This is a genomic window from Fibrobacter sp. UWB15, from assembly GCF_900177705.1.
Lineage (GTDB): Bacteria > Fibrobacterota > Fibrobacteria > Fibrobacterales > Fibrobacteraceae > Fibrobacter.
Window position 1 is genome coordinate 205,687 of sequence record NZ_FXBA01000001.1, and the last position, 26,154, is coordinate 231,840.

Sequence of the window (26,154 nt, forward strand, 5' to 3'; positions counted from 1 at the left end):
ATTTTCAGAAAGTACTCCATTGGAAGCCCGAAGGCAAAAGCCTCCGGGCCTTTTTCATCAGTAAAATCAAGGCTTCCGGCGCGATTTGGACTGTCTGTCGCGGTTCTCCGTCGCTTGTAATGGTTTTTCCCGAAAGACGGGAGAAACCGCCAAAAATCGGGTATGATGTGAGACATTTGTGAGCTTTTTGTGAGCCGACTTTTAGGCAAATTTTAGTAGATTTGTTTGTATGAAAAGCTACAGCATATCGCAGCGGTACAAGTATCGCGGCAACCTTACATGGTACGGGAGAATCGCGGAGGATGGCGAGTTCTCCTACATAAGCCTTAAAACCAAGCGCAAGAGCGACGCACAGGAATGGCTGAACATGATGAACGCGGCCAGGTTCATGCCCGAGGAAATCCGCCGCAAGCTCATGCCGAAGGACAGGGGCTTCGACGAGGCGCTCCCGAAGTTCCTGGATTCCGTCGCGGCGTCCAAGGGCGACGACTCCAAGACTCACCTCGCTTACAAGTACCGACTCAAGACATTCAGGGAATGGCTTGACGCAAACGGCATCAAGACGCTCATGCGCTTCGATGCCGAACAGGCGACGAACTGGGCGGTGTGGCTGTCCGAAAGGTACGCGCCCAAGTCCCAGCACGAAATGGTGCGCTGCACAAGCCAGTTCTGCCAGTGGGCGGCTAAGATTTACGACCTGGGCGACTACAACCCGTTCCGCGACGTGGCGTTCCCCAAGGTTCCGAAACGCGCCAAGGCGTTCTGGACTCCCGACCAGATTGAAAAAATTCTCGACAACGCGCCCGACCCGGAATTTAGACTGTTCTGGTCGGTCATGGCTTTCGCTGGTTTGCGTCATGCGGAGGCTTGCCGATTTGGACCGTCGTGCATCCAGGAGGACGGAAAGATGCGCGTCGTCGGCAAAGGCGACAAGGAAGCGTTCCTCCCGATTAGCGACCGCCTCAAGGCGGAAATCAAGCGCTACGGCAAGCTGAAAGACGGCATGTTCGCGACAGCCCGTTTCGACCATGCGGACAGGTGCAACGAAACGCTGCGAATTGCAGTGGAAGCTGCGGGATATAAGAGCGACGATGCGACAAATCACAAGTGGAGACACTCTTTCGCCTCCAACCTTATCCGTTCCGGCGTTGGCCCGAAAATCGTCCAGCAGTTGATGCGCCATGAAGACGTGCGCCAGACTTTGGACACCTACAGTCACCTGCTGCAAGACGACCTGGAAAAGGCTCTCAACAAGAAATAAAAAAGGCTCGCGAAAGCGAGCTTATTTTGCTATAAATGCGTCGGTCCGTTCTCGACGCAATAACCTTTTTTATATTCCCCTGTATTTGAGCAGACACCCCTTATGTTCGATGCAACAACATAAAAAACTTGTTCATTAAATTTGACATACCTATAATTCACTGATGGAACCTTGAAATCATGGGAGGAATAACAGGTGCACTTGGAAGCCTCTTGCACATTTACATAAGAAATAAACAGAGTATCATCTACAAAATCTAAAGCTACATCAGCGGAAACGTCACAATAATCTAAAGCGTAAAGAGTCAAGTCAAAGCAACCTCTGCAATCGCCTAAATAAACAGCTGAATGTTCACCATAACCAACAATTAGCGACGAAATCTTCTTCTCAATATCCGACGAACTGGATGAGGAAGCGTCCGCACACTTTCCACGAACCACCGAAGTATATAGCGTAGGATTCTTTTCTTCCGACGAACTGGATGCGGAATCACTGCATCCGACAAGAAGTTCTAAAGATATTGCAAAGAGGATGGGAAAAAGAATGTTTGTTTTCATTTCTTTATAAATTACAAAAAATCACCGTTTGACATTCTTTTCAACGGTGTCGAAGCACTGTTTCAGCATCAGCTCCGCAGCCTTATGCACATCGCCGTTTATCTTTTTCAAGAAGGAAACGGTTTTTGTTTTAAAGTTGTCTTCAAACTTTCCGTCAAGAACATCGGGCCATTTGCCGATTTTCAAATCAACTGCGAAGGTCTTGCCGAGCGTGACAGCTTCCTTCTTTAGGTTGCCTCCCAGTTCGCGATAATGCGCTTTTGTCTTTCGAGCCAAAGCAGCCATCGCGAAACCCAAATCCAAGTCGTTCGGATTCACCAAGTAGTTTCTCAATGCGTGTTCAATCTCGACCATGACCCAAAAATAGAAAAGGCCCCGGCATGAGCCAGGGCCTTCGTGCGTCAAGGAGGTATCTTCCTAAAATTCGTCCATCGTGAAGTGCGTCTTTCTCGCACAAACGGCGATGCCGCCGCGAGGAAGCAAGTACACGCGCTCGACAAACCTAATCGAAATTCCCAACAGGAAGGGCAGTTTTAGAAGCACGGGTATCGGCGGAAGTATAACGGGTATGGGCTGCGAAATCCTCGGCATCGACGACCCGCTGAAAGACAGGCAGGAAGCGAACAGCATCACCATACGAGACAGGATTTGGGACTGGTACACATCCACCGCATATACGCGACTTTCTCCGGGCGGAGGCGTTCTCGTCACGCTTACGCGCTGGCATGAGGACGACCTGGCGGGGCGTCTGCTCAACGCCATGAAGCAGGGCGATGGCGACCAGTGGACGGTCATAAACTATCCCGCAATAGCCGAGAAGGACGAACCACACCGTAAAATCGGCGAAGCGCTGCACCCGGAAAGATACCCGCTTGAGATGCTCGAAAAAATCCGCATCAACGTGGGAAGCTACGACTGGAACGCACTCTACCAGCAGCACCCCGCACCAGTCGGCGGAAGCATCATCAAGCGCGAATGGCTGCAACAGTACGAAATCTTGCCCAAGGTTTTCGACAAGATTATACAAAGCTGGGACTTCACCTTCACGGACAGCGCATCAAGCGATAACGTAGCGGGAACCGTCTGGGGAAAGGTCGGGGCGCGTTTCTACCTCATTGACTGCGTATGCGCCAAGATGGACTTTGTTTCGAGCATCCGGGCTTTCCAGCGCATGAGCGAGAAGCACCCCAAGGCAATCCGAAAAATCATTGAAGACAAGGCGAACGGCCCCGCAATCATAAGCGCGTTGCGCAACAAGATTAGCGGCATCGTTCCCTTCACACCGCAAGGCTCAAAGGAAGCGCGAGCCTTTGCGGTAAGCCCGCTGTTCGAGGCGGGAAACGTCTATATACCCAAGCAGGATGCAGAACATCCCTGGGTTCGCGACTACATCGACGAACTGGTTTCTTTTCCAAGCGCTCCGCACGATGACCGCGTGGATTCCACCACGCAGGCTCTCAACTACTTGGCAACTGGTATGGGGACGGGCCTTATCAGCTTCATCTAAAAGGAGAATAAATCATGGAAACTGCAAAGATAAGGGACGGCGCCTACGGCAATTTCGTAACGGGAATGGGCCGCAGGGACACCGACAAGACGGAAAATACTTTCGTCAATCCCTATGCGGGAACGGATATTGTCGAGCTTGCGCGTATAAAGGTGCAGGACGGCATCGCCGCACGAATTGTCGAGTGCGTCCCCGAAACGGCTTTCAAGGAACCCGTCACCATCACTGGCGACAGTTCGGGCAAGGTTTTCAAGGAGGCTTCCGCCGTCGGGCTTTTCGAGGCTCTACAGCTCGCTGGCGAATACCAGCGTCTCACGGGCGGCGCCTTGATTGTCTCGGAATACGAAAACGAGTACGACATTGAACAGCTCAAACGTCCAGCACCGGAAAATCGCAAGATTTCGCAATACCGTGTTTACAGCGCTGGCAAGGTGGAGTTCCAGCCGACAGATTTCCAGGGCGACACGCCCAAGGTTTACCGCGTCGTCCTTCTTGATAACAAGCGCATCGAGATACACCCGTCGCGCTGCACCGTCATTCACGGAAAAATCGTCCCCGACATTCTCCAGGGAATACCCATAAGGGAAAGGTTCTTCGGTATGCCTGCACTCAAGGCGTGCGAACAGAGCTTGAAGAACCTCGCGAATGTCGTCGCGTCCATCGTCAACATGGCGACGGAAACGGGCGTGATGCTTTTCTCGCTGGAGGGCTTCAACGAAATGCTCTCCAAGCCCGACTGCGGAATACAGGACGCACAGCAGCTCATAAGCCTCGTAAAGGTTTCCATGAGTTCGTTCCGAGGCGTATTCTCCGGCGCGAACGACAAGTTCCAAATCCTAAGCCACAATTTCGCGGGACTGCCCGAAGTTCTCCAAAAGGCGATGAACCTCGTCTGTGCGGATTCGAGAATCCCCGTGAGCATCCTTTTCGGCCAAAGCGCGACTGGACTCGCCCAGACGAATGAGGGCGACTCCAAGGCATACGCGGAGCTTGTGGAAAGCTGGCGTTCCCGCTACATCTACCGTCCCGCCTGTTCGCTCATTGCCGACCTTTCGGAAAGGAACTGCGGCATCGTCTGTTCGGAATTTGAATGGGGCGCCGTCACCACAATGTCCGTAAAGGAAAAGCTCGAAGCGATGAAGATGCAGGCGGAAATGCTCAACATCTACTATCAGATGGGAGCGATTGACGAGCAGAGCATCCGAGAAGGAATCTTCAAGAACGGACATTCCTGGGACATTTCCGTAAAGGACTAGAACATGGCTGGCAGCTTCGTAAATTTCGTCAAGAACGTGGAACGACTCGGACAGAAGAAACGCGGACGCAGGCCCGTGTTCAACGCTCACCAGTTCTATCCCAGCGCCATCGAGGCGGACCTTGAACGCACAACGCGGGAAGAATTTCTTCGCGCCCTGGAAGAAAACATCCAGCTTGCGCTCCGGGGCTTCACGGACGACATTGACGACCTGACGAAAGCCACTGCGGAGCTGCCCCCCGAATTTGTCAAGAAGGTTTCCACGCTTGCCGATGCAGTCGGCGTCAAGAACGGCTGGAATTTCAGCGAGTACGCCAAAATGACCGTCGGACAGCCATATTTCCCGCCACCAGCGAAAGACGAAATTTTCGAGGTTTGGAAGAAGAACTTCCAGCAACTCTGCATCAGCGCGGAGAGCGACGCCAAGGCGGACATTTCCCGCATCGCCACCGAGGCGAAGATGAAGGGCTGGAACAAGAGGGAACTGGAAGCGGCCATCCGAGCCAAGCTCCCCGCCGAAACAAAACACCGCGCAGAACTCATCGCGAGAACAGAGACCGCCAAGCTCAATTCCGCCGCGAGCATTTCGACGTACAAGCAGCTGGGCATCCGCTACTATGTATGGCTCACGACCTTGGATGGTCGCGACAGGGAAACGCACACGCACCTGAACGGCCTAATCTGTAGCCTGGACAACCCGAACGTCTATTACGAGGAAACGCCCGACGGCCTGGTCGAAAAGGAAAGAACAGCCTCGATGTTTCACGGAAATCCGGGCGAGGATTTTCAGTGTCGCTGCTCCATGGTCGCCTGGGACCCCGAAATCGACGGAAAATACGAGGTCAAGGAACGTCCCGAACAGGAAAAGGGCGCAGAACAGCATACAGAGGCTTCTACGGGCGAAAACCTTCACAAGGTGGAACAATCTATCGCCGAACAGGAAAAACAGCTGCAACAGCTCAAAAACGAGCAAATGCAGCTTTTGAGCCGTCAAAGGCTGGAACAGGCGGCGGAAAAGCGCCATGCCCGAAGCGCCGAGGAAATCGCGGACATTCAGAAGCGCTGGGACGAACGCAAGTCAAGGCGCAGGCTCAAGGAAGCCGCCGAACAGCGACATTCCCGCAGAACTTCGCAGGAAGCCGCAGCAATTCGCAAGGAATTGCAGGAAAGGCTTGATACGCGACAGACAGCGCACAGGCTTTTGCAGGACGCGAACGGCATCAAGGGCCTACCCGAAATGGACGAACTGGAAAAAGCCTTGCAGAAGGGCGGCAAACAGGCGTACAGCGACATGAAGAAGCTCTCCCGAAAGCTCGAAACAAGTCTGGGTACATTGAAGGGCTGCACGTATCTTGCAGACCCCATCCAGGCGGCAAGGGACTTCGACTATTCAACCGCCATCACCGTCAACGAATCCGTAAGAAAGAAGCTCGAAGGCATGGGCAGCTCGCTCGCAGGCAAAAAGCACGACCTGGAATTTGAAATCGACTGGGTTGAAAAGCACAAGAAGTACGCGAGCTGGAAGGTGGCACAGGACGCCTACAAGAAAGCCCTCGCCGAAGTGGAACGGCTCATCGACTGGGAAACGGAACTTGGCCGCGTGGACTCCATCAAGATATTCCTCAAGAATCACCCCAAGTCCGCAGTTCTGAAAAAACTCACCAGCGACATGGACGCGCTTATCGCCAAGGGCGACAACGCCGCGAAAACGGAAATCAAGGAACTGCTCAAGAAAGCGGAAACGAGAAGAAAGGAAATCGAATACAAGGAAGGACTCGAACGCCTCAAGAAAATCAAGGCTGGCATCAAGTCCGGCTCAAGCGTCCCGTTCTCGACAAACATCAGCATCGACGACCTTCGCGCCCTCAAGGGCGACAAGTTGCCTCCCACGCTCGGACACCTTGATACAGCCATCGAGAAATATAAGAAGGGACATTACTACGGCTCGGCGACAAAGAAACACGCCGCAGAAATCGAGGCGACGATGCGCGAGCTGTTCCAGAAGCACGACTTGGGGATGCACATAGAAGACGACCTGCTTGAAAAGGTTTTCAACAGCCATTTCAAAAACACCTTCGAGACAGGAAGCTCCGGCGGGTATAGCGGCCCGTCGCTAAACGCGGACGGTTCAATCAAGCAGAGCCATTTGAGACTATCCGCAGCACACAAGCTCTTTGACCTGGGTTCAACGGAAAAGGCGAACCAGCTCAATATCTCGCAGTACGAAAAGTACGGCAACCTTCTCGACCATGACAAGCTACGTGAGGCGACGACGCACAACCGCGCCACCCAATACGGAAATGTCGCGGTACGTTTCAAGAAGGACAAAGTGACCTGCACATGGACGGCTGGCGACAGCCTAAGCGAAAGATACCAGCTCAGTCTCGTCACCGACCCGAAAGCGGTTTCCTACGACGACATGTATGAAAGCAAGCTGCCAGTGAAGGGAACGCAGACGAACGACATGACGAAATTCCGCAGCGACAACATCAGCAGCTATCTTGAACTGCAATTTCACGGCGATGTGACGGTCGATTGCGTGGAGTCGCTGACGTTCCCTTACGACCTAACAGAAAAGGCGAAGTCCAAGTATCTAGGCTTCGCCCAAAAGTGGAAATCCATCGGAACAGAGGTTTTTTACATAAAAAACGGCAAGCTGGAGAAGCTCTAGTTGCAGATTATTGTCTTTGCTTAGACAAGTATTCATTCAAGGCTTTATTGCAAGACCCATAGCTGGTATAACGCAATGAGCTAACTTGATTTGCTGGATTTTTAGTTCCTTCGAGCACGACTCTGTAATCCCCATAAAGTTCTATGCACTCGTATGCAACAGGAGTCTTTTTGCCATTTAAGTAATTATCCAAATCGCGATTGCAGGATTTATAGTTTGAGTAGCGTTTCGAGCTAACTTGATTTGCCGGATTTTTAGTTCCCGCAAGCACGACTCTAAAATCTCCATAAAGTTCTATGCACTCGTATTCAACGGGAGTCTTTTTGCCATTTAAGTAATTATCCAAATCGCGATTGCAGGATTTATAGTTTGAATAACGTTTTGAACTAACTTGATTTGCCGGATTTTTAGTTCCCGCAAGCACAACTCTAAAATCCCCGTAAAGTTCTATGCACTCATATTCAACGGGAGTCTTTTTACCATTTAGGTAATTATCCAAATCGCGATTGCAGGATTTATAGCTTGAGTAGCGTTTTGAGCTAACTTGATTTGCTGGATTTTTAGTTCCTTCGAGCACGACTCTGTAATCCCCATAAAGTTCTATGCACTCGTATGCGATAGGAGTCTTTTTACCATTTAGGTAATTTTCCAAATCACGATTGCAGGATTTATAGCTTGAATAACGTTTTGTACTGACTTGATTCGCTGTATTTTTAGTCCCTTCAATTACAACTCTATAATCTCCATAAAGCTCTATGCACTCATAATCCGTTGCATAAAGACAAGCAGATAAAAGGAGATACACTGAAAGAAATTTCTTTAGCATAAAGGGCCTTTATGACATTCAAGATTTAATCTTTGTCCCAATGGGGAAAACCAGCCGGGTCAACATAATCGCAGTCAATGACTTTATCTTGAGGATTCAAGTCTAAAGTTTGCTTTTTGACTTTCTTGACTTTGCATGGAACGTTATATTTTTCCATGAGCTTTTCCAAGTCTTTATCCATATATACCTTGTATGGAACGATGATAATAAATCTGCTCTTTCGGTTGCCCTTCAATCGCTATATCATAGTAACTGTGCGGTGTCATATATTTTTCAGTCAACGTGACAAAACAAGGGTGTTGCGTTGCAAAGACAAAAATTCCGCTTTCCTGCAACAGTTCATAAACAGCCATAAGAAGTGGTTCAATATCCGTAATATCCATAATTGCCATATTAGAAACTGCTTTCGTAAAGGCTCGATTTCTTTTTAATTCTAATATACTTTTTCTATCGGTCGCATCCGCCACACAAAATTCAATTTGTTTTGCATATTGTGATTGCCGTCTTTTAGCCAATTCTATCATTTTTTTGCTGTAATCAAAAGCGACAACCGAAGGGCGTGTCCGCACAGGGACATCTTGAAATTGAAGGTACTACACCAGCCGATTGAGGGATGAAACGAAAAATCCGAGGCAGAGAGATATTCTCTTCCTCGGATTTTTTTATTTCAATAGACTCTCCGCCTCGAACTTGGTATATTGTGTTGCTGAGAAATGCGGTGCCATACACCACACATGGTTCGGAAAGTATGCTGTGAAAAAATTGCATCTTTTTTAATGCTGTCAGCGGTCTTTCCCTCTTTTCTCTTGTACGCATTGTATCGTCAGAGGCGTGGTTCAGAGCTTCCTTGTAACCCAGAGAGCAACGACCTGTATGTTTGGCTTCAGGAAGCCGCCCGCATCGACGAAGAAGAATATTCCTTCCATGGCATCCATACTGTCGATTTTCCAGTTCCCGGAGGGCCTGTAATTACAATAATTCTTCCTCGCTCCATTTTCGCCCTTCCTTCAACTTCGTGCTCTGTTCACCTTTTCACAACGATTCAATAGGCAAATTATGCTGCTTCAGAAAAGACAGCTTATCCCAATATCCTCTCTGAAACAGAATTTTACCATTCACAACATGGAAGAAGCCGCATCCCCGCAGTCCCAGAGGGTCCTTCCATTCTAAAATCGCCCACTGTCCATCTTCAAAGATATTCTCTACAATGGCAGTCATATCGGCAGTGGCAAATTCTGCTGTAAACATTTCACGGATTGCATCTATCCCAATCACGGGATCATTGGTCACCTGATGATTGGTTGCGTTATCATGGTACAAGCTCATAATTGCCTCTACATCATGGTTGTTAAAGGCATCTACCCATTTACATACTATTTCTTTTGGCCGTAACATAAATATTTCCTCCATATATCGTTAGCTGCTGTTTTCAAGATACACGATTCATGTAACATCACAATTCCCGCCGTTTCCACTGATCCAGGGCAGCTGCGACACAAATACCTGCCACAACGATCGTTAAGACGAGATAGGGAAGGTGGAAACCGTGCAGTGCTACCTCGTACACATCAAAATAACGCAATGGGGTCAGGTAGTCCAGGAAATGATTTCCTGTGTACTCGGCAGTAAAGGCCAACCCATAGGCAGCCAGCATGGAAATTGTTCCTGTCCGCACCGCAGCCTTATAGGATCGAAGCACACTGGAAAACAGCAGACCCAGGGCAAAAAAGAGAGTCTGGGTAAAGAACATTCCCATCGTTGTGGAAAGCACCGCTCCCGGCTGATCCAGACCGCCCAAAGGAAGAACGATCGTGAAATAATTACACACGCCGCTGAACAGGGCGAACACCAGCAGGTTCACTGCCGAAACGATCACCTTCGCCAGAACAATGGTTTTCCGCTTCACAGGCTTTGTGAACAGGTATTCCGATGTTCCGAATTTCTTTTCCCTTGCCACACAGGACAGTCCCAAAGACATGGCATAAGGAAACGCCAGCAGTCCCTCCCAGAAATAGATGCACACATACCAGCCGGTGGATGTCGTCAAGTCGCCTTTGACTCCGAACATGATCATGATCAGTCTCGGAAATTGGCTGACCATCGCTGCCATTTCATCCAGACTGTCCCGTAGGGACAGAAGCTCAAAATAGCAGAAACCGCACAGAAGCAGCATGATTCCCAGCCAGATCAGCAAAAGTCTTCTGGTTTGGCGGAATTCATTTTTAATCAATGTTTTCATGTTCACACCTCCTTAGCTGCGGAACTGAATGTCTTTTTTCAGAAAGACACCGTAAGAAAGCACCAAAAACAAGGCAAACAGCAGCACGCACCACCCAAGATACCGGAGGTCATAGAAGCCGGCTTTGGAGATCTCGGCGGCTCCGAAGAACGAGTAGGGAGACAGAAAACTGATAGCCCGGTTACTGACGATGTTGGAGAAGCTGGTAATGCAATACTCAACGAACACAACCAAACCGGCAGTCAGCAGCGGACTGCGGTTGCGGGAAAACAAAACTCCCACCATCAGCCCCATTGCAGCGAAGAACAGCGTCACAAGGGTCAGGGACAGGGCAATCAGGAAAAACTCTCCCCAAGGAGTTCCGGAACGGAATGTTGCCATGGCGAAAAGGGAAGCCAGCAGATACGCCGCACCCACGATCGCCACGCCGACAAACACCGTCCATGCCTTTGCCCAATAAATTGCTTTCCGGGGAAAGGGCTTTGTAAACAGGTATTCCGAGGTTCCTTCCGTACATTCTCTGGTGTGAATGGAAATGCCGAAGTGCATCCCGAAAACGCCGGAGGCAATCATGAAAAAGCTGGTCAGGAACCCGTAAATACCCAGCGGAGAGGTCAGGTATTCCATCGATACGCCGACGCTCCTGTAAAAGTCCGTGGTGCCCATGGTTTCAAAGAGTTCCACGGAGGCCGCATCCAGAAAGCTGTAATAAGTCGGTGTCATGAAAAAGATGCACGCAGCCAAGGCGATGGCCCAGCCCAGGATATAGGTTCGATGCCTTCTCAGTTCATATTTCAAAATGACCATGCCTGACACCTCCTTACGCATAGTAGTGCAGGAAGATCTCCTCCAAAGAGGGTTCTTCCAAAAGCACATCGTCCAAATGCAGCAGGTGAAGCTTGTCAATGATCGCCGTGATATTGCCGTTATACACAAAGGAAACAGAGGTCTTGTCAGGACTCTCGGTGTAGTTGGCAATGCCGGGCAGGCCCCAGAACTCACGGGGGATGGCCGTTTCAGCGGTAAGGCTGACCTTTTTATAGCCGCTTTCCCGCAGCTCTCGGATGGACTGAATGCCCACGAGCTTGCCCTCTTTTAAGATCGCCACCCGGTCACACAGCTTCTGCACCTCACTGAGGACATGGGAGGAGAAGAAAATGGTGGTTCCCCGGCTGTTCTCCTCCTTCAGAATATCGTAGAAAGCCTGCTGGATCAACGGGTCTAAGCCGCTGGTGGGTTCGTCCATGATCAGCAGCTTGGGCGAGGTCATGACGGCAGACACGATCCCCACCTTCTTCTTGTTGCCCAGAGACAGGTCTGCGATTTTCCGGGTCAGATCCAGATTGAGGCGCTCGGAGAGCTCATACATTTTCGTTTCGCAATTCATGCCGTACAGGTCTGCGCTGTATTGCAGCAGTTCCCGCACCTTCATGTTTTCATAATAGCTGTTTTCGCTGGGAAGATAGCCCACATCTCTGGCAATGACACTGGCCTTGGTCTGGCAGTCCAGGCCGAAAATAGATGCGCTGCCGCCGCTGGGATGGATCAGGCCCATCAGGGTGCGGATGGTGGTGGATTTTCCCGCACCGTTTGGGCCAATGAAGCCGAAAAACTCGCCCTGGTCAACAGAGAAGCTAAGTCCGTCAATTCCCCGATGTTTCCCATAGTGCTTGGTCAGCTTTTCCAAAACAATGATTGGCTCGCTCATTTCAGATATTCCTCCTTATAAAAATTTTTCCGCAGAATTGCGATGTTCTTCTCAAAATCATCCATGACGGTCTCAAAGTCAAAAGCATTTGCCCCACGGTACCGGGCCGCATATCCCTCGCCCATCAGAAGCAGCATCTGAAATACCGGCCGGGCATCCTCCGGGTTTTTGAATTTCAAAGCGTCCTCCTCCCGAAGAACCATATCGTTTCTGAAGCTGCAGGCTTCCTCTGTCAGAATCACCAGCGCATCGGCTACTTCGGGAGAAGTTTCTTCCCAGACGCTGGTAATAAACTGCAGGGTGAAGGGCTGATTTTGGAAGCTCTCCATTTCCATGCGGCTGGATGCCAGGATCCTGTCGAACAAATCCGTTTTGGAATCCAGATGTGCTTTTTCAAATATTTCTTCAATGACCTTTTTACAGTATTCCAGCAGATAAATATAGAGCTGTTTTTTGCTTCCGAAATACTGAAACATGGATGCCTTGGAGATATGAGCAGCCACTGCAATATCATTGACGGATGCTTTTTCATAACCAAATTTTCCGAAGCACTGAAGTGCTGCGTTCAGGATCGTCATTTTCTTTTCTTCCGTCAGCGCCAAAAATTTTTCCACTTTGATCCCTGCCTTTCAACGAAATAACCGAATCGGTTATTTATAATATAACACCAATAACCGATTCGGTCAACCCTAAAGATAAACAAAAAGAGGGTGAGTTTTCCAACTCATCCTCTTTCGTGGAGCCTCCCGGACTTGAACCGGGAACCAACGGGTTTACGTTTGTGATGCTTTCGCACCTCCGTGGACTATGTCTTCGCCATGCCCTTGCGGGTTTAGACGTGGGAGGCTTGTGCGGTCATTAAGCAGGCTCTACTGCTCCGCTAGTCTCTACACCTTCCAGGAGTGTACCCCTGGCTCGGCTCGGCGTTGCCGTGCAGCGTTGCCGCTGGTTAGGTTTCACCGATTTCTTCCCATTCGCATCCAACTCTTTCAAGCTGGTGCCACAATTTTTATGAGTCCGACGCTCTAACCGATTGAGCTAAGGCTCCGAGCGCAAAGATAGTAAAAATCGGATTTTTTCAAGTGAACAAATCATATTTTGTGCAAAAAAGAGACCGAAGGCGGCTCCTACTGCCGCCTAAGACTAGAGATACATCGCTTTCACTTGAGCCTTGATTTTTTCATCGGCATCGGACTTCGACAGGTAGTCGCGTATCAGGTCGGGATAATCGTAGGGCGCCCATTTGGAAATGTAGGCTGCAACCATGCGGAAGAAATCCGTCTTGACCTGCTTCTCGACGGTCTGCGCGTATTCCTCACAGACGAACCGTTCCGCCATCCAAAATTTCCCAGCGTTTCCATTCCCAGCTTCAAAGGGACATTCCTTCTCGCCCTTGTAAAAGCTGCACAGAGTTCTGTAATTCATTGTTTGCCTCGCTTTAAAAATAGCTTTTGCACTATTGCTGCAAGCTGTTCTTGAGCATGTTCACCACGCCATCTATCCAGGAACGGTTCACCTCGTAGCCCGACGCACAGCGCGTCAGATAGCCGCGTACCTTCTTCTCCACGTCCGCGATTCCGTCGAACACGTCGAAGCAGTAATCTCCATCGGCATCTAGCGGCGAGCCGCGCCCGGAAATTCTGTCCTGGATGCTGCAAGCGTAATAGACTTTCGGATAGTCGAGGGCGCATTTCAGCTCCACATAGCGCCTGTAGCCCTCTCCCTGCCTGAATGTCTGCACATTCTCCACATAGACTCCGCAATCGTTCTTACGGGCGCAAAGCCATGATTTACACCATGGCCTTGCGTTGTTCGCTTCGCTTGCGGAATCCAGGATGGAAAAGAAATCCAGCTGTCCTTCCGCCATCGTCACCCCTCCAGCAGCCGAACTTTGTCGCGTTCAGGTTGGACGGCCAAGCCTCCCCAGCTTCCATGCACTTGACCAGCGTCGTCAATAAAATCAACGACTCCGACCTTTCCCGTGTACTGGGGTTCGCCTACCATTTCGAGAATTTCAATCTTGTCTCCGATTTTCAAATTCATGTTCAGCCCTCCTAGCAATATTCGACCTGCGTCAGCATCGGGTAGCCTTTCGGAAACAGCTTGGTACAAAGGTTTTCCACATGTTCGGAAACGTAATATACATCTTCGTCGCTCAATGTGGTAGTCTCTCCGTCCTTATTTTTTACGACCAGGAGATTGCCGACAAACATAGGCGAACCGAGATTGTCGATGGCACTGATTTTCGCAGGCTCCTTGAAAAGACCTTCATCGTCGCAGATAATGTCGAAGACCTTCTTGCCGATTTTCCGTTCCTGAATGTCAATCACGGTACACTGCAATTCGCGGTAATAGTCCGCGAGCTTGTTTTCAATTTCGACCGCCTTATGGGTCTCGTTGATAACGTCGATGAGGTATGCTTTTATCTTCATTGTTTTTTTCCTTTAGGTTAGAGTCCACTTGTTTTGAATTGCATCGTAAACAACAGCGAAGCCAAGCCTCAAGGCGACTTCCTTGAGCGCGAGCAGCTTCGCAGCTGCGGTGTCGGCCTGCGCCAGCGTGTACCTTTCCATGGTTCCGTTGACGCTTTTCTCAGCCATCTTTTGAAGTTCGTCGGATTTCTGATTGAACTCGTTCATCATCCGTTCAAGCTGTTCTTTCACATTCGCCCTTTCCATCGCTATGCCTCCGCGCTTTCATCTTCGGGTTCTTCTTCAATCGCTTTTTCGATTTCTTCTTCCAGTTCCTCCATCGCCTTTTCAATGCCCTCGTCAAGCAGGTAGCAGCGAATCGTCACGTCCGCCCATTCAGCGCCTTTCTCGATGGCGTTGCACTCGCAGCAGAACTCGGTCATGGCCTCGCCAAGCAAGTCCCAGTTTCCCGCGATGTTTTGTTCAGCGTCATAGCTGGAGAACGTATAGGAACCCGAAGCGTTGCCAGTAACAGAATCGTCAACCCAAAACGCATCGCGGAATTTTTCTTTCAGCGTTTCCTTGGACATTCCCTTCACGTCGTGATACCCAAGGTATTCCTTGATGGCCGTCACGCAGTCGTCCTTGATGTTTTCATGGTAGTCGTAGCTCATGGTTTTACCTCTCAAAAAAAGAGAGGCTCGCCGTTTGGCGAGCCTCGATGGATTGAATCGAAAGTCGTTTTTTCCCGTCTGGAATCATCAAATTTCTAGTCAACATTATGGTCATTTTTAAACAGTTTTAGTGCTCTTTTGTTCACTACTTAATATACCTAATTTAGTTAGGTTTGTCAATGGCCGTAAAAAAAATTTTTGACGGTCTTTACCCCCTGGTTCAACCTGTTAATTTTTTGTAAATTTTTGACGTCTGGGGATGAGCAAAAAGCTCAAAACCAGGTCACAAAAAGTGGGCTTTTTAAGGCAAAAACAGGGTTTTAAATTGTGAGCTTTTTGTGAGACGTTAATCGAAAACCCAGTATCTACGCGGGACAGGGCAGAGCAGCGGACTCATAACCCGCGGGTTCCGGGTTCAAGTCCCGGAGGCTCCACGAAAGTCCATGGTTTTTCAAAACCATGGACTTTTTTCTATCTTTTTTAACGTGAAAAAGAACTTGAAAAAGACGGATTTGATTTCCTTTGTGGTTGATGTGGGCAACTCCCACACGGTGATAGGCATTTTTAAGGATTCCAAGGTTGTTGATTATTGGCGCCTGACCACCCGCAAGGAAACCACCTCTGACGAAGTGATGAACAAGGTGGGCGGTCTCTTGAGATTCTCCAAGATCAAGTCCGAAGAGATTACCCATGTGGGACTTTCTACCGTGGTGCCCGCCCTGGAACGCCCGTGGATTAAGGCCTTGGATTCCTTGCTTAAAAAACGTGTGCAGGTGGTGAATTCCAAGAACTGCATGGGTTTGCAGATTAATTACCAGAACCCGTCTATGGCCGGTGCCGACCGTTTGTGCAATGTGATTGCCATGCGTGAGGCTGGTTTCAAGAATGCGATTGTCGTGGATATGGGGACCGCTACCACTTTCGACGTCATGAAGGATGGCGCCTTTGCGGGTGGCGTGATTATTCCCGGCATCAACGCAAGCCTGGATGCCTTGACGGAAAAGGCCGCGCGCCTTTTGCCTGTGACCATTGAATGGCCGGATGCTGTAGTGGCCGACAATACGGACGATGCAATCCGCGCTGGTCTTCTGTATGGATTCCTTGCTCAGTTGGAATTTCTGATTGGCAAAATCAAGAAGGAAATGGGCTGCGATGACATGCCCGTCTATGCAACCGGTGGTTGGGGGAAAACCATCGCTCGTAGAACATCCTTGATTGATAAATACGATCCGTTTTTGACGCTGCGAGGGATTCGTCTGGTAGCGTTGAACGGAACGGCAACTTCTGCTTACAGCGACGAATCGCGGGACGCCGAGGAAGAATAATTTTTCTCAAGTAAGAAGGGGAAAGACATATGCCAAAAAAGATTCTCGAAAATCTTTCGGAGAATCGGACCTTAATCTTTTTGATTATGTGTCTGTGTGTCCACGTTTTTAACGTATTCCTGTTCTGGGAATTTGGACTGTATCCGTTGGTCGTTTTGAATGCCGTCAGCTCTGCGCTGTATGTTATTTTCTTGACAATTTTTAAGGATGAAAATCTCAGAATTTCCTTCGCCTACTTCGAAATCATTTTTTTCTCCGCTATGACGGAATTGATTTCTGGCGGCTATTTTGGTACCTTGACTTTTGTCATTGGCATGGTGGCGGTAATTTTCTTTATGCTGCCTTATTCCAACAGGAAAAAACACATATATCAGCTTATTGGAGCTATGCTTGCGGTTGCGATTAGCTTGATTTCCGTTTTTAATTATTCCCTTTATCCAGAACTGATGGATTTGGTACTGCTTCACAGCTCTTTTGTGAAAGTCATGAACTTGATCATTACGTTGTTCACGCTGTTCTATTTAACCAACCTTTATCTGGTGGAGTTGAAAACCACTCGCGAAAAGTTGGACTACAACATCAATCATGACGTGTTGACCGGCCTCTATAATCGTCGATTCTTTGAAAGCATCATGAAGCGCAGCAAAGAGGAAAAGGAAACCTCTTACTCCGTGGCCATGTTGGATGTGGATGACTTCAAGAAAATTAACGACACCTATGGCCATGAAACGGGTGATAAGGTTTTGGCTGCGGTGAGCAAGTGTATTGAAAGTTGCCTTCCCCAGAATGGCGTGGCAGTTCGTTGGGGTGGTGAAGAATTTGTGCTGTACCTGCCTCAGATGGATAATGCTTGCGCTCTGGAACTTTTGAATGATTTCCGCGCCAAACTTGCGGAACAGGTGATTTATTACAAGAATTCTAAAGTTTCTATTACAGCGACGATTGGCCTTAGCACTGGCGAAAATATCGCAGACTACGAGGAATATATCCGTCAAGCCGATGAAAAACTCTATTGGGGAAAGAAACACGGCAAGAATCAAGTTGTGAAATAGCTATATTATGCTCATATAATTGGAGCTTAATATGCGTTGTCTAGTTACTGGCGGAGCAGGGTTTTTAGGAAGTCACTTGTGCGAACGTCTCTTGAATGACGGTCACGAAGTCATTTGCCTTGACAACTACTTTACAGGTCGCTTGGTGAATGTAGACCACCTGCGCGACAATCATCGCTTCGAACTGATCCGCCACGACGTGACAGAACCGATTCTGTTGGAAGTGGACCGCATATTTAACTTGGCATGCCCCGCAAGCCCCATCCATTACCAGTTCAATCCGGTAAAGACCATCAAGACTAGCGTGATGGGTGCCATCAACATGCTCGGTATGGCAAAGCGCGTAAAAGCACGCATCTTGCAGGCAAGTACCAGCGAAGTTTACGGCGATCCCGCTGTTCACCCGCAGACCGAAGACTATTGGGGAAACGTGAATCCAATCGGCATTCGCAGCTGCTATGATGAAGGCAAGCGAGTCGCCGAGACCTTGTTCATGGATTACCACCGCCAGAACAATGTGGACATCCGCATCGTGCGAATTTTTAACACCTACGGTCCGCGCATGCTCATGAACGATGGTCGCGTCGTCAGTAACTTTATTGTGCAGGCGCTCAAGGGCGAAGACATCACCATTTACGGTGACGGTAGCCAGACCCGTAGCTTCTGCTATGTAGACGACTTGATCGAAGGCTTTATCCGCATGATGAACCAGGACAAGATTATTGGACCGGTCAACATCGGAAACCCCGGCGAATTCACGATGCTTGAACTCGCGAAGGAAGTGCTTGATCTTACGGGTTCCAAGAGTAAAATTGTGTATAAGCCGCTGCCCGGTGACGACCCGAAAATGCGCCGCCCGAACATCGACCTTGCAAAGTCCGCCCTCGGCTGGGAACCGACGATCCCCTTGCGCCAAGGCCTTGAAAAGACGATTGTGTATTTCGACAAACTGTTAAAAGATTCTAATCCTTAACCCTTCAAATCTATGGCCACAAAAAAAATTTCTCTCACGGGTATTAAGCCCACCGGTACTCCTCACTTGGGTAACTACTTGGGTGCTATTCGCCCGGCACTTGAACTTTCGAAGACCTACGATACGGTTTACTTCATTGCCGACTATCATGCTTTGACGACCGTGCAGAACGGCGCCGAAATGCGTGCCAACATCTACAAGATTGCGGCAACCTGGCTTGCACTCGGCTTGAACCCCGAAGAGGGCCTGTTCTACAAGCAGAGCGACATTCCTGAAATTTTCGAACTCAGCTGGGCTTTGAGCTGCTTTACGCCGAAGGGCTTCATGAACCGTGCCCACGCCTACAAGGCGAAGGTTGAGGCGAACAACGCCGCTGGTGAAGATCCGGATGCCAACGTGAACATGGGTCTTTATTGCTACCCGTGCCTCATGGATGCTGACATTTTGATGTTCAGCGCAGACATCGTGCCCGTGGGCAAGGACCAGAAGCAGCACGTGGAATTCGCTCGCGATATCGCCATTAAGTTCAACAAGCATTTTGGCGAAGACGTATTCACCATTCCGGAACCCGTGTTCCAGGAAACCACGGGTATCATCCCGGGCCTCGATGGCCGCAAGATGAGCAAGTCCTACGACAACGTGATCGACATCTTCCTTGAAAGCAAGGCTCTCAAAAAGAAAATCGGCAAGATCGTGACGAACTCCCAGGGGATCGAAGAACCCAAGGATCCGGACACTTGCAACGTGTTCAAACTGTACAAGCTCTTTGCAACACCGGAACAGACCGAGGCGCTCGCTGCCCGCTACCGTGCCGGTGGCATGGGCTGGGGACATGCCAAGCAGGAACTCCAGAATGTGCTCGAAGAACACTTGGGTGCTGCCCGCGAAAAGTACTTCTACTTGCTCTCCCATACCGAAGAAATCGACAAGATTCTCGCCTACGGTAAGGAGAAGGCCCGCGTTAAATCTAAGGCGATGATGGAGAAAGTCCGTGCCTTGTTAGGCACGTACTAATTCGTCTATAAGCTTCGCAATACGGCGTCACAAGAACTCTCGCAGTATTATTTATACAGCTTCGGTTCTTGTTCCTGGTCTTGCTCGCTTCTAAACGAATTATAAAATGTGAATTGTATATGAGAAGACCCTCGGTTGTCCGAGGGTCTTTTGTCTAATTAATTCCCGTGGCTGCCTTCAATAATCCAATTACACAGCTCCTCGATACTTGCGTAGTCGGGGAGTGTTTTTATAAAGTTCGGCGATTTGCTGCGCTCGATGAACTTGCTCCAGGTCTGTTCGTTCTTGGCTTCGAGACCCAAGTGTTCTTCGATGGCGCCGCGCGTCCACACCCAAATGCCTTGGTTGCGGAGCTTGGCGTGAATGCTGCGGATGGGTTGCTGCGCTTCTTCCATTTCGGCCATCATGGCGTAGGCGGTAGAGGCGCTGATGTTGCTGTGCTTGTTCACGGGGAGCCCGTTTACCAGACGTAAATGATTGTGGAAGGCGAGTTCGCGGAACAGGTCGCGGCAATACTTGATGTCGGGATCGTTTGGCTCCAGGAATCCGTCGCGGGTTGCGGTGGTGAATGCATAGTCCAAATCTACGATTGCGCGCACGGGCATGTCCATGGCGTCGAGCACTTGCATGCTCTTGCGGGTGTTGCTCACGCCGCCCTGGCGAACCAGCGCGCACTTAATGAGGGCGAACGACTGCCCGGTAATGCGCTCGAAAAGTGCGGGGAGTACGCGCCATTCGGTTTTGCCTTCGGTCAAAAGTACATAGTCGGCAAACAGGAGCTCGTTGCTGTTACTGAGGCTGAACAGCATTTGCAGCTGGCTGGGGGCGTCTTGCACCACCTGGTGTACGGCGTCTTCCATTCGCTTGCGCATGTAGGTGCCGCGCTCCTTGTTCTTGCGGATGAGTAGCGAGGTGCTGACATCTTCGCTGGTGACCATTTGAGCGCTGTGGGTGGCGAATACCACCTGGTAGCCTTCGTTCGAAAGGTTCTTGAGGGCCACGCGCACGAGTTCTACGGCCTGCGGGTGCAGGTAAAGTTCCGGCGAATCGATAAGCAGCAGCGTGCGGCTAAGGTAATGGTTGTGATGGTGCTTTTTTACATCGGCCAGGTAACGCACCAGAGCCATCTGGATGGCTCGCTTGCTGCCTTCGCCCATGCGGCTGATGTCGCGTTCAAAGCCGTCGTCTTCGTCGATGACCTTGAGGCTTGCACTCTTGAGGAACGTTTCGAGGGTCGGCATGGGAATGTCGAATTCCACTTTGACGCTTGGAAACAGCGGCGAAAGCTTTTCGTTGACTTCCCGGTCAAAGATCTTGATTTCTGCGGCGCGGTTTTCGCTTTCGGGCGAAAGCAGGTCGCTGAATTTGTTCAAAAGCGTATTGATTTCGTTGCCGAAACGGCGTTCGAGCGGCTTGAAAATTTCGTGCAGAAGCTTGGTGAATGCTTGGTTTCCTTCGAAATCCCAAATGGCGATCGATTCGGGGAACATACGGTGATAGGCAAACTTGAACGCTTCATTGGGACGAATCCATTCGCGCTTGTCTCCCTTGCGGTGATTACTTGGCACGAATACGAAAAGTTCGAGGCTTTCCGGATTTTCGTTAGGGATGCGCTGCACTTTTTTGACGCGCAGGCGGCCGGGGCCTTGCGGCGTATTTTGTAAAAAAGGTCGCACTTCGGCGGCATATTCTTCGCCAAGGCGGTTGAGCACTTGCTCTGTAATGCCGTCGAAAACGCCGATGACTTCTACGGGGCGGTTGGGGTCATCGAAGTACGAGATGTCCAACGAAAATTTGGACAAAAGCCAGCGAATGCCCATTAAAATGTTCGTTTTGCCGGCATTATTGTAGCCGATAAGCGCGGTAAAGCTACTGAGCGGAAACGTCTGCCTCTGAATAGAACGCAGATTCGAAATAGTAATCTCGGATAATCTCAGTGCTTGTTGTGTCATACCCTGAATGTATATAAAAAGTGTGGGGTGTGAACACTAAAAAAGCCGTTTTTTTTACTTTTTGACAAGTTTTGCGCAGGTCTAGCGCGTGTAACTTTTGTATTTTTGTCCCGAATTTTGTTTATAGGTAGGTTTATTCTGCGCTTTCGCTGGCTGTTTCTATTTTCTGTGTTTGTAGGGCTTGCTCAGGCCCAGCTTTTGGACATGTCCGAAATGTCCGAAAGCTATATGGTCGAAAATAAGATCCATAAGGTCAAGGTCGAAGGAACCGTCCACATGGACGACCGCGCTGTCCTTAGCCGTATCGGTATTCGCGATGGTCAAAGCTATTCTCCGACAGCCCTGACTGAAAAGGTGCAGTCCTCGGTGACGTCCCTTTACAAGTCGGGTCTCTTTGACGATGTGACCGCCTGGATTGACTACGTGGACGATGGCACCGATGTCGACCTCATTTTCAAGATTAAGGAACTTCCGGCTTTGGATACTGCCGTGTTCGAAGGTTGCGACGAAGAACCCGAAGAAGATTTGAAGTTGAAGGTACGCTTGATTCCTGGCCAGGTTTACAGCAAGAGCCAACTGGAACGCGACCGTCAGGCTATTTTGGATTATTATCACGCCGAAGGTTACCTGCTTGCCGAAGTGGGTTACCGCGAAACTCCGGTGGACGAAAACAAGAATTTGGTGACCTTCATTGTCCGCGAAGGTGAAAAGGTCAAAGTACGTCAGTTTGATATTCAAGGAAACGACCATGTGCCTGCCGAAGACATCATGGAGCATATGGTCACGAAACTGGACCAATGGTGGGGTGGCGGTGAATTCAAGGAAAACATCTTTGAAGCCGACCGTGACACGGTGTTGAATGCTATTCGCCATTTTGGCTACCTGGATGCCGAATTGACGGAATACAGCGCCGAATACCTGCCGGACTCCACCTGCCTGTTCTATATGGGGCGCATGGTGCCGATGGGTGAAAACCTGGAAGTCCTGTACAAGCAAATGAACCTCGCTTTGGGGGATTCCGCAACGCCGCTTTACAAGATGGCGGGTAAGCCCACGATGCAGGTGACGCACTTCTTCCGTAAGCACCGCGAAGTGGGTGAAATGCCTTGGGTGACTAGACCTAAGGTCTTGGTCAAAACCGAAGAAGATGCCTGGAAGATGTTGAACGACATTATCCGTTACGAGTCGTCCCGTAAGGAATTCCTGGAAATCGTCGACGGTCGCAAGTGGAATAACCCGAAAATCAACGAACTTCGCAAAATTAAGAAACGCTCTACCTACGAAGAAAAGCTCATGGTCCGCTACATGATCGAAGACATGTTCCCGGCCCTCAACAAGTACGACAATATCAAGACCTCCAGCGCCATCTTGATTCATATTCACATGAACGAAGGCCGCAGGTACTATATGGGCTCGCTGCACTTCTCGGGCAATGAAGTCCTGAACGACAAGATGCTTGCTTATGCTTACCGCTTGGATAGTGGCGAAGTCTTTGACCAATATAAGTACGAAGCCTCTCGCAAGGCTCTCCTGGATGCTTACCGCGAAGACGGTTACTTGTTCGCTCAGTACGAAGAAACCCGCACGTTTGAAAACGATTCTGTGGTGAACCTGTCTTACAAGATGACCGAAGGTCTGCCTGCCCAGATTCATAAGGTTCACATTCACGGCAATACCAAGACCAACGAAAAGGTGATTCGGCGCGAAGTCCGTCTGTATCCGGGCGATACTTACCGTCAATCCCTGTTGGAACGTAGCTTCCGTGAAATCATGCAGCTCAATTACTTCGATATGGTTGTCCCCGACATCAAGGTGGTGGGCGAACAGGAAGTGGACCTTGACTTTACCGTGCAAGAAAAGGAAGCCGGTACCGGCCAGTTCAGCTTGGGCGTTTCTTATAGCGAAAGTGACGGTATCGTGGGTACGGCAAGCGTGTCTATCCCGAACTGCTGTATGGGTGACGGCCAGGCTGCATCGTTCAGTGTGGAATATGGTGAAGACAAGAAGAGCGCTGCCATCAGCTTCCAGGAACCTTGGTTCATGGATAAGCCGATTACCTTGGGTGCAAGCCTCAGCTATTCTTGGTGGAACATGTCCAAGTACGATGACCCCGACATTACCCGTTACGGTGGATCGGTTTACTTGGGTAAGCGTCTCAAGTGGCCCGATGACTACTTCTACGGTCAGATCGGTTACAGTTGGCTTATGAACAAGCAGGGCCCGAACATTGATGACAGCTACGTGGTTTACACCGGTGTGGAATCGGCCTTGAACTTCCGCCTGTTGCGTGACGACAAGAACTTGCCGCAGTTCCCGACGGAAGGTTCTCGCTACGTGCTCGATATCCAGTGGGCAGACGACGTGCTGTTCAGTGATTTTAACTTCGTGAAGACGGAGCTTACCATTAAGTGGTGGTTCCCCTTGTTCCGCGACCGCTTGGCTATCGCTCTTACCAACCAGTACGGTGTGATTGTGGGCGATCAGTTGCAGTACCGCACGCTTTACACCATGGGTGGCGTGATGGGCTACGAAGGCATGATGCGTGGTTACAGCTCGGGCTCTATCGGTTACCGTCGCCTGGGCCGCAGCTACCAGTACACCGGTGCTGAACTCCAGCTCGGTCTCGTGCCGCAGACCTTCTATCTGTTGCCGTTCTTCTTTGATGCCGGTAACGTATTCGGTGAACGCTATAACCCGCGTACCAAGGTTCCGAAGCCGAGCAGGAATCCGCTCAGCGAATGGGACCCGACAAGCCTCAAGAAAGACATTGGCTTTGGTTTCCGCGTAATCGTGCCGATGCTCGGTATTATTGGATTCGACTTTGCTTGGCCGTTAGACGTGGGTGAAACCTATAGTGGCTTGCAACGTACCGAAGTGGGCGACATGCAGTTCAACTTTGTTATTGGCCAAGGTTTCTAAGGAGGCTCTATGCTTAAGCGTCTGCTGATTGTTTTGGTTCTCGCGTTTGCGACCGTCTCGTTTGCTGAAGACGGACTGCGCATTGCGCATGTGGATTCCAAGCTGATCTTTGACGGCTATAAGGGCACCAAGAAGGCCCAGGAAGAATATGACCGTCAAGTGGCAAAGTGGGAACAGCAGGGTAACTTGTTGCAGAAGGAACTTGCCGCCATCAAGGAAAAGCTTGACAAGCAGGTGTTGATGCTCAGCGACGAAAAGAAGCGCGAGCTCGAAGCCGAATACAACAAGAAAGATATGGAACTCAAGACCTTTATCGATCGCGTGTACGGCCGTAAGGGTGAACTGATTTCTGAAAATGAAAAGGTGAGTGGCCCGATCATTCAGCTGATCCGTAAGGCCATTAACGAAATTGCCCTGCAAGAAGGCTACGACATGGTGGTCGACCGTGCAACCGGCGCCGTGGTGTTCTGGAAAAAAGAGAACGACCTGACGCAGAAAGTGCTTGACTACCTGAACAACAGATAATTTCCGAAAAGTCCGAAAAATTTAAAACCTCGCGATGAGCGAGGCTTTCTTTTGTGAATTATTTTCAGGAATGTTCATCTCACATTTCACATTCCTCACTACACACTGACTAGTACGCACCTTCGCCCTTGAATACAACCTTGAAGGTCTTGAGGATAAGCGAGACGTCGTCGCTGAGCTTGCCGTTGCGCTTGATGTAGTCGTTGTCGAGGCGCATCTGGCCTTCGAAGCTGATGTTGCTGCGGCCGCTGACTTGCCAGATGCAGGTGAGTCCCGGTGTCACGGACAGACGCATGCGGTGCCACGGTTCGTATTCCGCCACTTCGGACGGAATCGGCGGACGCGGCCCCACAATGGACATGTCGCCCTTGATGATATTGAAAAACTGCGGGAGTTCATCGAGGCTGAACTTGCGGAGCACATGACCGAACGGATAGATACGCGGGTCGTTCTTCATCTTGAACGTCTTGCCGCCCGTTTCGTTCTGGGCCATGAGTTCCTTTTTGCGTTCTTCGGCGTCCACGTACATGCTGCGGAACTTGTACATGGTGAATAGCTTGCCGTTCTTGCCTACGCGGGTCTGCTTGAAGATGATAGGACCCTTCGGGTCGCTGATCTTGACTGCGGCGGCACAGAAAAGCAGTAGCGGGGAACAAAGTACAATCGCGATGCTGGTGCAGGTCACGTCGACAATGCGCTTGACCATGTGGCGGTAGCGAATGGTGTGCGGGTGCTCCCAGATGTGGTCGAGGTTCAGGCGGCTAAGCGAGAAGAATCGGCCGTTTGCGCTGTTGAAGTCCTTGATTTTGTCTGCCAGTTCCAGGTTGTCCTTTTCCTGGTAGCCTGTGTAGAGGTAGGCTTCAAAAATCGGGCGCTTCGGGTTGATGCGAAGCGTCTGGATAAGGCCTGCGTCGTTCAGCTTGTGCAGAATCTCCTTGCGGATCGATTCCAGCACCGAGAGGTCGGAATTCAGCAAGATGATGCCGAGACCGCTACCGTCAGAAAGGTAGCCTAGCACGTCGATAAAGCGCAGGTGCGAAAACATGGTCAAAATGCTGATTCGCCAGGTGTTTTCGACCGTCTTGTTAGGGCTGCCCCAACCGAAGAAGTCGTACTGGTGCGAATACATCTTGATATACAGGAACGGCTTGCGGGTGCGGTTCGCACGCATAAATTCTTCGTTCAAACGCGTTCTAAAGAGCTTTGCCGGGTAGACAATGTTCTTGAGCTTTTGTTCGTCGAGAATTGAGCCGATTGCCGGATTGACGGATTCCTGTTCCATGGC

Annotated in this window: 28 protein-coding genes, 1 tRNA gene and 1 pseudogene; 11 read left to right on the forward strand and 19 right to left on the reverse strand. The window is 50.1% G+C overall.

Going from position 1 to position 26,154, the window contains the following annotated elements; all coding sequences use genetic code 11:
• The first annotated feature begins 229 nt into the window (after positions 1-229).
• A complete protein-coding gene (locus B9Y58_RS00885; protein ID WP_073053476.1) occupies positions 230-1,261 on the forward strand; it encodes a tyrosine-type recombinase/integrase in 1,032 nt (343 codons plus the stop codon).
• A gap of 29 nt (positions 1,262-1,290) precedes the next feature.
• Here B9Y58_RS00885 and B9Y58_RS14315 read toward each other — a convergent pair whose 3' ends face one another.
• Entirely contained in the window at positions 1,291-1,818 is a 528-nt protein-coding gene (locus tag B9Y58_RS14315) for a hypothetical protein (protein WP_143154615.1), read from the reverse strand.
• Between the two features lie 21 nt (positions 1,819-1,839).
• Positions 1,840-2,172, reverse strand: coding sequence for a hypothetical protein (locus tag B9Y58_RS00890; RefSeq protein ID WP_073053478.1), 333 nt, complete (start codon positions 2,170-2,172; stop codon positions 1,840-1,842).
• Between the two features lie 79 nt (positions 2,173-2,251).
• Here B9Y58_RS00890 and terL point away from each other — a divergent pair, with 79 nt between their 5' ends.
• The 3 genes from terL to B9Y58_RS00905 are packed head-to-tail and all read left to right on the forward strand — an operon-like array spanning position 2,252 to position 7,251.
• Positions 2,252-3,325 carry a phage terminase large subunit gene (terL, locus tag B9Y58_RS00895; protein WP_143154616.1) on the forward strand — a complete coding sequence of 358 codons (1,074 nt, stop codon included), beginning with the start codon at positions 2,252-2,254 and terminating at the stop codon, positions 3,323-3,325.
• 14 nt (positions 3,326-3,339) lie between these two features.
• Positions 3,340-4,581, forward strand: coding sequence for an anti-CBASS protein Acb1 family protein (locus B9Y58_RS00900; protein WP_073053481.1), 1,242 nt, complete (start codon positions 3,340-3,342; stop codon positions 4,579-4,581).
• A gap of 3 nt (positions 4,582-4,584) precedes the next feature.
• A complete protein-coding gene (locus B9Y58_RS00905; protein ID WP_085534735.1) occupies positions 4,585-7,251 on the forward strand; it encodes a phage minor head protein in 2,667 nt (888 codons plus the stop codon).
• Positions 7,252-7,258: 7 nt separating this feature from the next.
• Here B9Y58_RS00905 and B9Y58_RS00910 read toward each other — a convergent pair whose 3' ends face one another.
• The 14 genes and pseudogenes from B9Y58_RS00910 to B9Y58_RS00970 form a co-directional block, all read right to left on the reverse strand.
• Complete coding sequence (locus tag B9Y58_RS00910) at positions 7,259-8,077, reverse strand: hypothetical protein (protein WP_073053485.1); 819 nt, start codon at positions 8,075-8,077, stop codon at positions 7,259-7,261.
• 25 nt (positions 8,078-8,102) lie between these two features.
• Positions 8,103-8,258 carry a hypothetical protein gene (locus tag B9Y58_RS14700; protein WP_170861496.1) on the reverse strand — a complete coding sequence of 52 codons (156 nt, stop codon included), beginning with the start codon at positions 8,256-8,258 and terminating at the stop codon, positions 8,103-8,105.
• Positions 8,257-8,631: pseudogene (locus B9Y58_RS00915) on the reverse strand (class I SAM-dependent methyltransferase); the annotation flags it as partial. The pseudogene B9Y58_RS00915 and the gene B9Y58_RS14700, both read right to left, overlap by 2 nt.
• Positions 8,632-9,109: 478 nt before the next feature.
• On the reverse strand, positions 9,110-9,472 hold the full coding sequence (locus B9Y58_RS00920) for a nuclear transport factor 2 family protein (RefSeq protein WP_072831146.1): 363 nt from the start codon (positions 9,470-9,472) through the stop codon (positions 9,110-9,112).
• Positions 9,473-9,530: 58 nt separating this feature from the next.
• On the reverse strand, positions 9,531-10,316 hold the full coding sequence (locus tag B9Y58_RS00925; protein WP_026667057.1) for an ABC transporter permease subunit: 786 nt from the start codon (positions 10,314-10,316) through the stop codon (positions 9,531-9,533).
• Between the two features lie 12 nt (positions 10,317-10,328).
• Complete coding sequence (locus tag B9Y58_RS00930) at positions 10,329-11,123, reverse strand: ABC transporter permease subunit (protein ID WP_035769273.1); 795 nt, start codon at positions 11,121-11,123, stop codon at positions 10,329-10,331.
• A gap of 13 nt (positions 11,124-11,136) precedes the next feature.
• Positions 11,137-12,024, reverse strand: coding sequence for an ABC transporter ATP-binding protein (locus tag B9Y58_RS00935; protein WP_073053486.1), 888 nt, complete (start codon positions 12,022-12,024; stop codon positions 11,137-11,139).
• The gene (locus B9Y58_RS00940; RefSeq protein ID WP_073053488.1) at positions 12,021-12,638 is read right to left on the reverse strand and encodes a TetR/AcrR family transcriptional regulator; all 618 of its coding nucleotides are present in this window, start codon (positions 12,636-12,638) and stop codon (positions 12,021-12,023) included. Before B9Y58_RS00940 ends, B9Y58_RS00935 begins: the two co-directional genes overlap by 4 nt.
• A gap of 529 nt (positions 12,639-13,167) precedes the next feature.
• Positions 13,168-13,449 carry a hypothetical protein gene (locus B9Y58_RS00945; RefSeq protein WP_073053489.1) on the reverse strand — a complete coding sequence of 94 codons (282 nt, stop codon included), beginning with the start codon at positions 13,447-13,449 and terminating at the stop codon, positions 13,168-13,170.
• Between the two features lie 31 nt (positions 13,450-13,480).
• Complete coding sequence (locus tag B9Y58_RS00950; RefSeq protein WP_073053491.1) at positions 13,481-13,891, reverse strand: hypothetical protein; 411 nt, start codon at positions 13,889-13,891, stop codon at positions 13,481-13,483.
• A gap of 2 nt (positions 13,892-13,893) precedes the next feature.
• Positions 13,894-14,067: a DUF4314 domain-containing protein gene (locus tag B9Y58_RS00955; RefSeq protein WP_083532161.1), complete on the reverse strand. Its 174-nt coding sequence runs from the start codon at positions 14,065-14,067 to the stop codon at positions 13,894-13,896.
• A gap of 11 nt (positions 14,068-14,078) precedes the next feature.
• Positions 14,079-14,456, reverse strand: coding sequence for a DUF3846 domain-containing protein (locus B9Y58_RS00960; protein ID WP_073053492.1), 378 nt, complete (start codon positions 14,454-14,456; stop codon positions 14,079-14,081).
• A gap of 12 nt (positions 14,457-14,468) precedes the next feature.
• Positions 14,469-14,702 carry a hypothetical protein gene (locus B9Y58_RS00965; RefSeq protein ID WP_073053494.1) on the reverse strand — a complete coding sequence of 78 codons (234 nt, stop codon included), beginning with the start codon at positions 14,700-14,702 and terminating at the stop codon, positions 14,469-14,471.
• 2 nt (positions 14,703-14,704) lie between these two features.
• On the reverse strand, positions 14,705-15,109 hold the full coding sequence (locus tag B9Y58_RS00970; protein ID WP_073053496.1) for a hypothetical protein: 405 nt from the start codon (positions 15,107-15,109) through the stop codon (positions 14,705-14,707).
• 372 nt (positions 15,110-15,481) lie between these two features.
• On the opposite strand from B9Y58_RS00970, the gene B9Y58_RS14505 reads away from it, so the two are divergent.
• A tRNA-Met gene (locus B9Y58_RS14505) sits at positions 15,482-15,543 on the forward strand.
• A gap of 51 nt (positions 15,544-15,594) precedes the next feature.
• The gene (locus B9Y58_RS00975) at positions 15,595-16,434 is read left to right on the forward strand and encodes a type III pantothenate kinase (protein WP_073053498.1); all 840 of its coding nucleotides are present in this window, start codon (positions 15,595-15,597) and stop codon (positions 16,432-16,434) included.
• A gap of 71 nt (positions 16,435-16,505) precedes the next feature.
• Here the strand turns inward: B9Y58_RS00975 and B9Y58_RS14510 are convergent, their stop codons facing one another.
• The gene (locus tag B9Y58_RS14510; protein ID WP_159432584.1) at positions 16,506-16,901 is read right to left on the reverse strand and encodes a hypothetical protein; all 396 of its coding nucleotides are present in this window, start codon (positions 16,899-16,901) and stop codon (positions 16,506-16,508) included.
• 18 nt (positions 16,902-16,919) lie between these two features.
• Here B9Y58_RS14510 and B9Y58_RS14515 point away from each other — a divergent pair, with 18 nt between their 5' ends.
• The 3 genes from B9Y58_RS14515 to trpS are packed head-to-tail and all read left to right on the forward strand — an operon-like array spanning position 16,920 to position 19,473.
• Complete coding sequence (locus B9Y58_RS14515; RefSeq protein ID WP_159450065.1) at positions 16,920-17,486, forward strand: GGDEF domain-containing protein; 567 nt, start codon at positions 16,920-16,922, stop codon at positions 17,484-17,486.
• A gap of 31 nt (positions 17,487-17,517) precedes the next feature.
• Positions 17,518-18,459 (forward strand): UDP-glucuronic acid decarboxylase family protein, encoded by a 942-nt coding sequence (locus B9Y58_RS00985; protein ID WP_073053501.1) that lies wholly within the window; start codon positions 17,518-17,520, stop codon positions 18,457-18,459.
• A gap of 12 nt (positions 18,460-18,471) precedes the next feature.
• Complete coding sequence (gene trpS, locus B9Y58_RS00990) at positions 18,472-19,473, forward strand: tryptophan--tRNA ligase (RefSeq protein WP_073053503.1); 1,002 nt, start codon at positions 18,472-18,474, stop codon at positions 19,471-19,473.
• Positions 19,474-19,631: 158 nt separating this feature from the next.
• On the opposite strand, the gene B9Y58_RS00995 is transcribed toward trpS, so the two are convergent.
• The gene (locus tag B9Y58_RS00995) at positions 19,632-21,425 is read right to left on the reverse strand and encodes an ATP-dependent nuclease (protein WP_073053505.1); all 1,794 of its coding nucleotides are present in this window, start codon (positions 21,423-21,425) and stop codon (positions 19,632-19,634) included.
• A gap of 168 nt (positions 21,426-21,593) precedes the next feature.
• On the opposite strand from B9Y58_RS00995, the gene B9Y58_RS01000 reads away from it, so the two are divergent.
• Entirely contained in the window at positions 21,594-24,344 is a 2,751-nt protein-coding gene (locus B9Y58_RS01000) for a BamA/OMP85 family outer membrane protein (protein WP_233247793.1), read from the forward strand.
• A gap of 9 nt (positions 24,345-24,353) precedes the next feature.
• Positions 24,354-24,869, forward strand: a complete 516-nt coding sequence (locus B9Y58_RS01005; protein ID WP_073053508.1) for an OmpH/Skp family outer membrane protein — start codon at positions 24,354-24,356, stop codon at positions 24,867-24,869.
• 109 nt (positions 24,870-24,978) lie between these two features.
• Here B9Y58_RS01005 and B9Y58_RS01010 read toward each other — a convergent pair whose 3' ends face one another.
• Complete coding sequence (locus B9Y58_RS01010; RefSeq protein WP_073053510.1) at positions 24,979-26,151, reverse strand: sugar transferase; 1,173 nt, start codon at positions 26,149-26,151, stop codon at positions 24,979-24,981.
• Between the last annotated feature and the right edge of the window lie 3 nt (positions 26,152-26,154).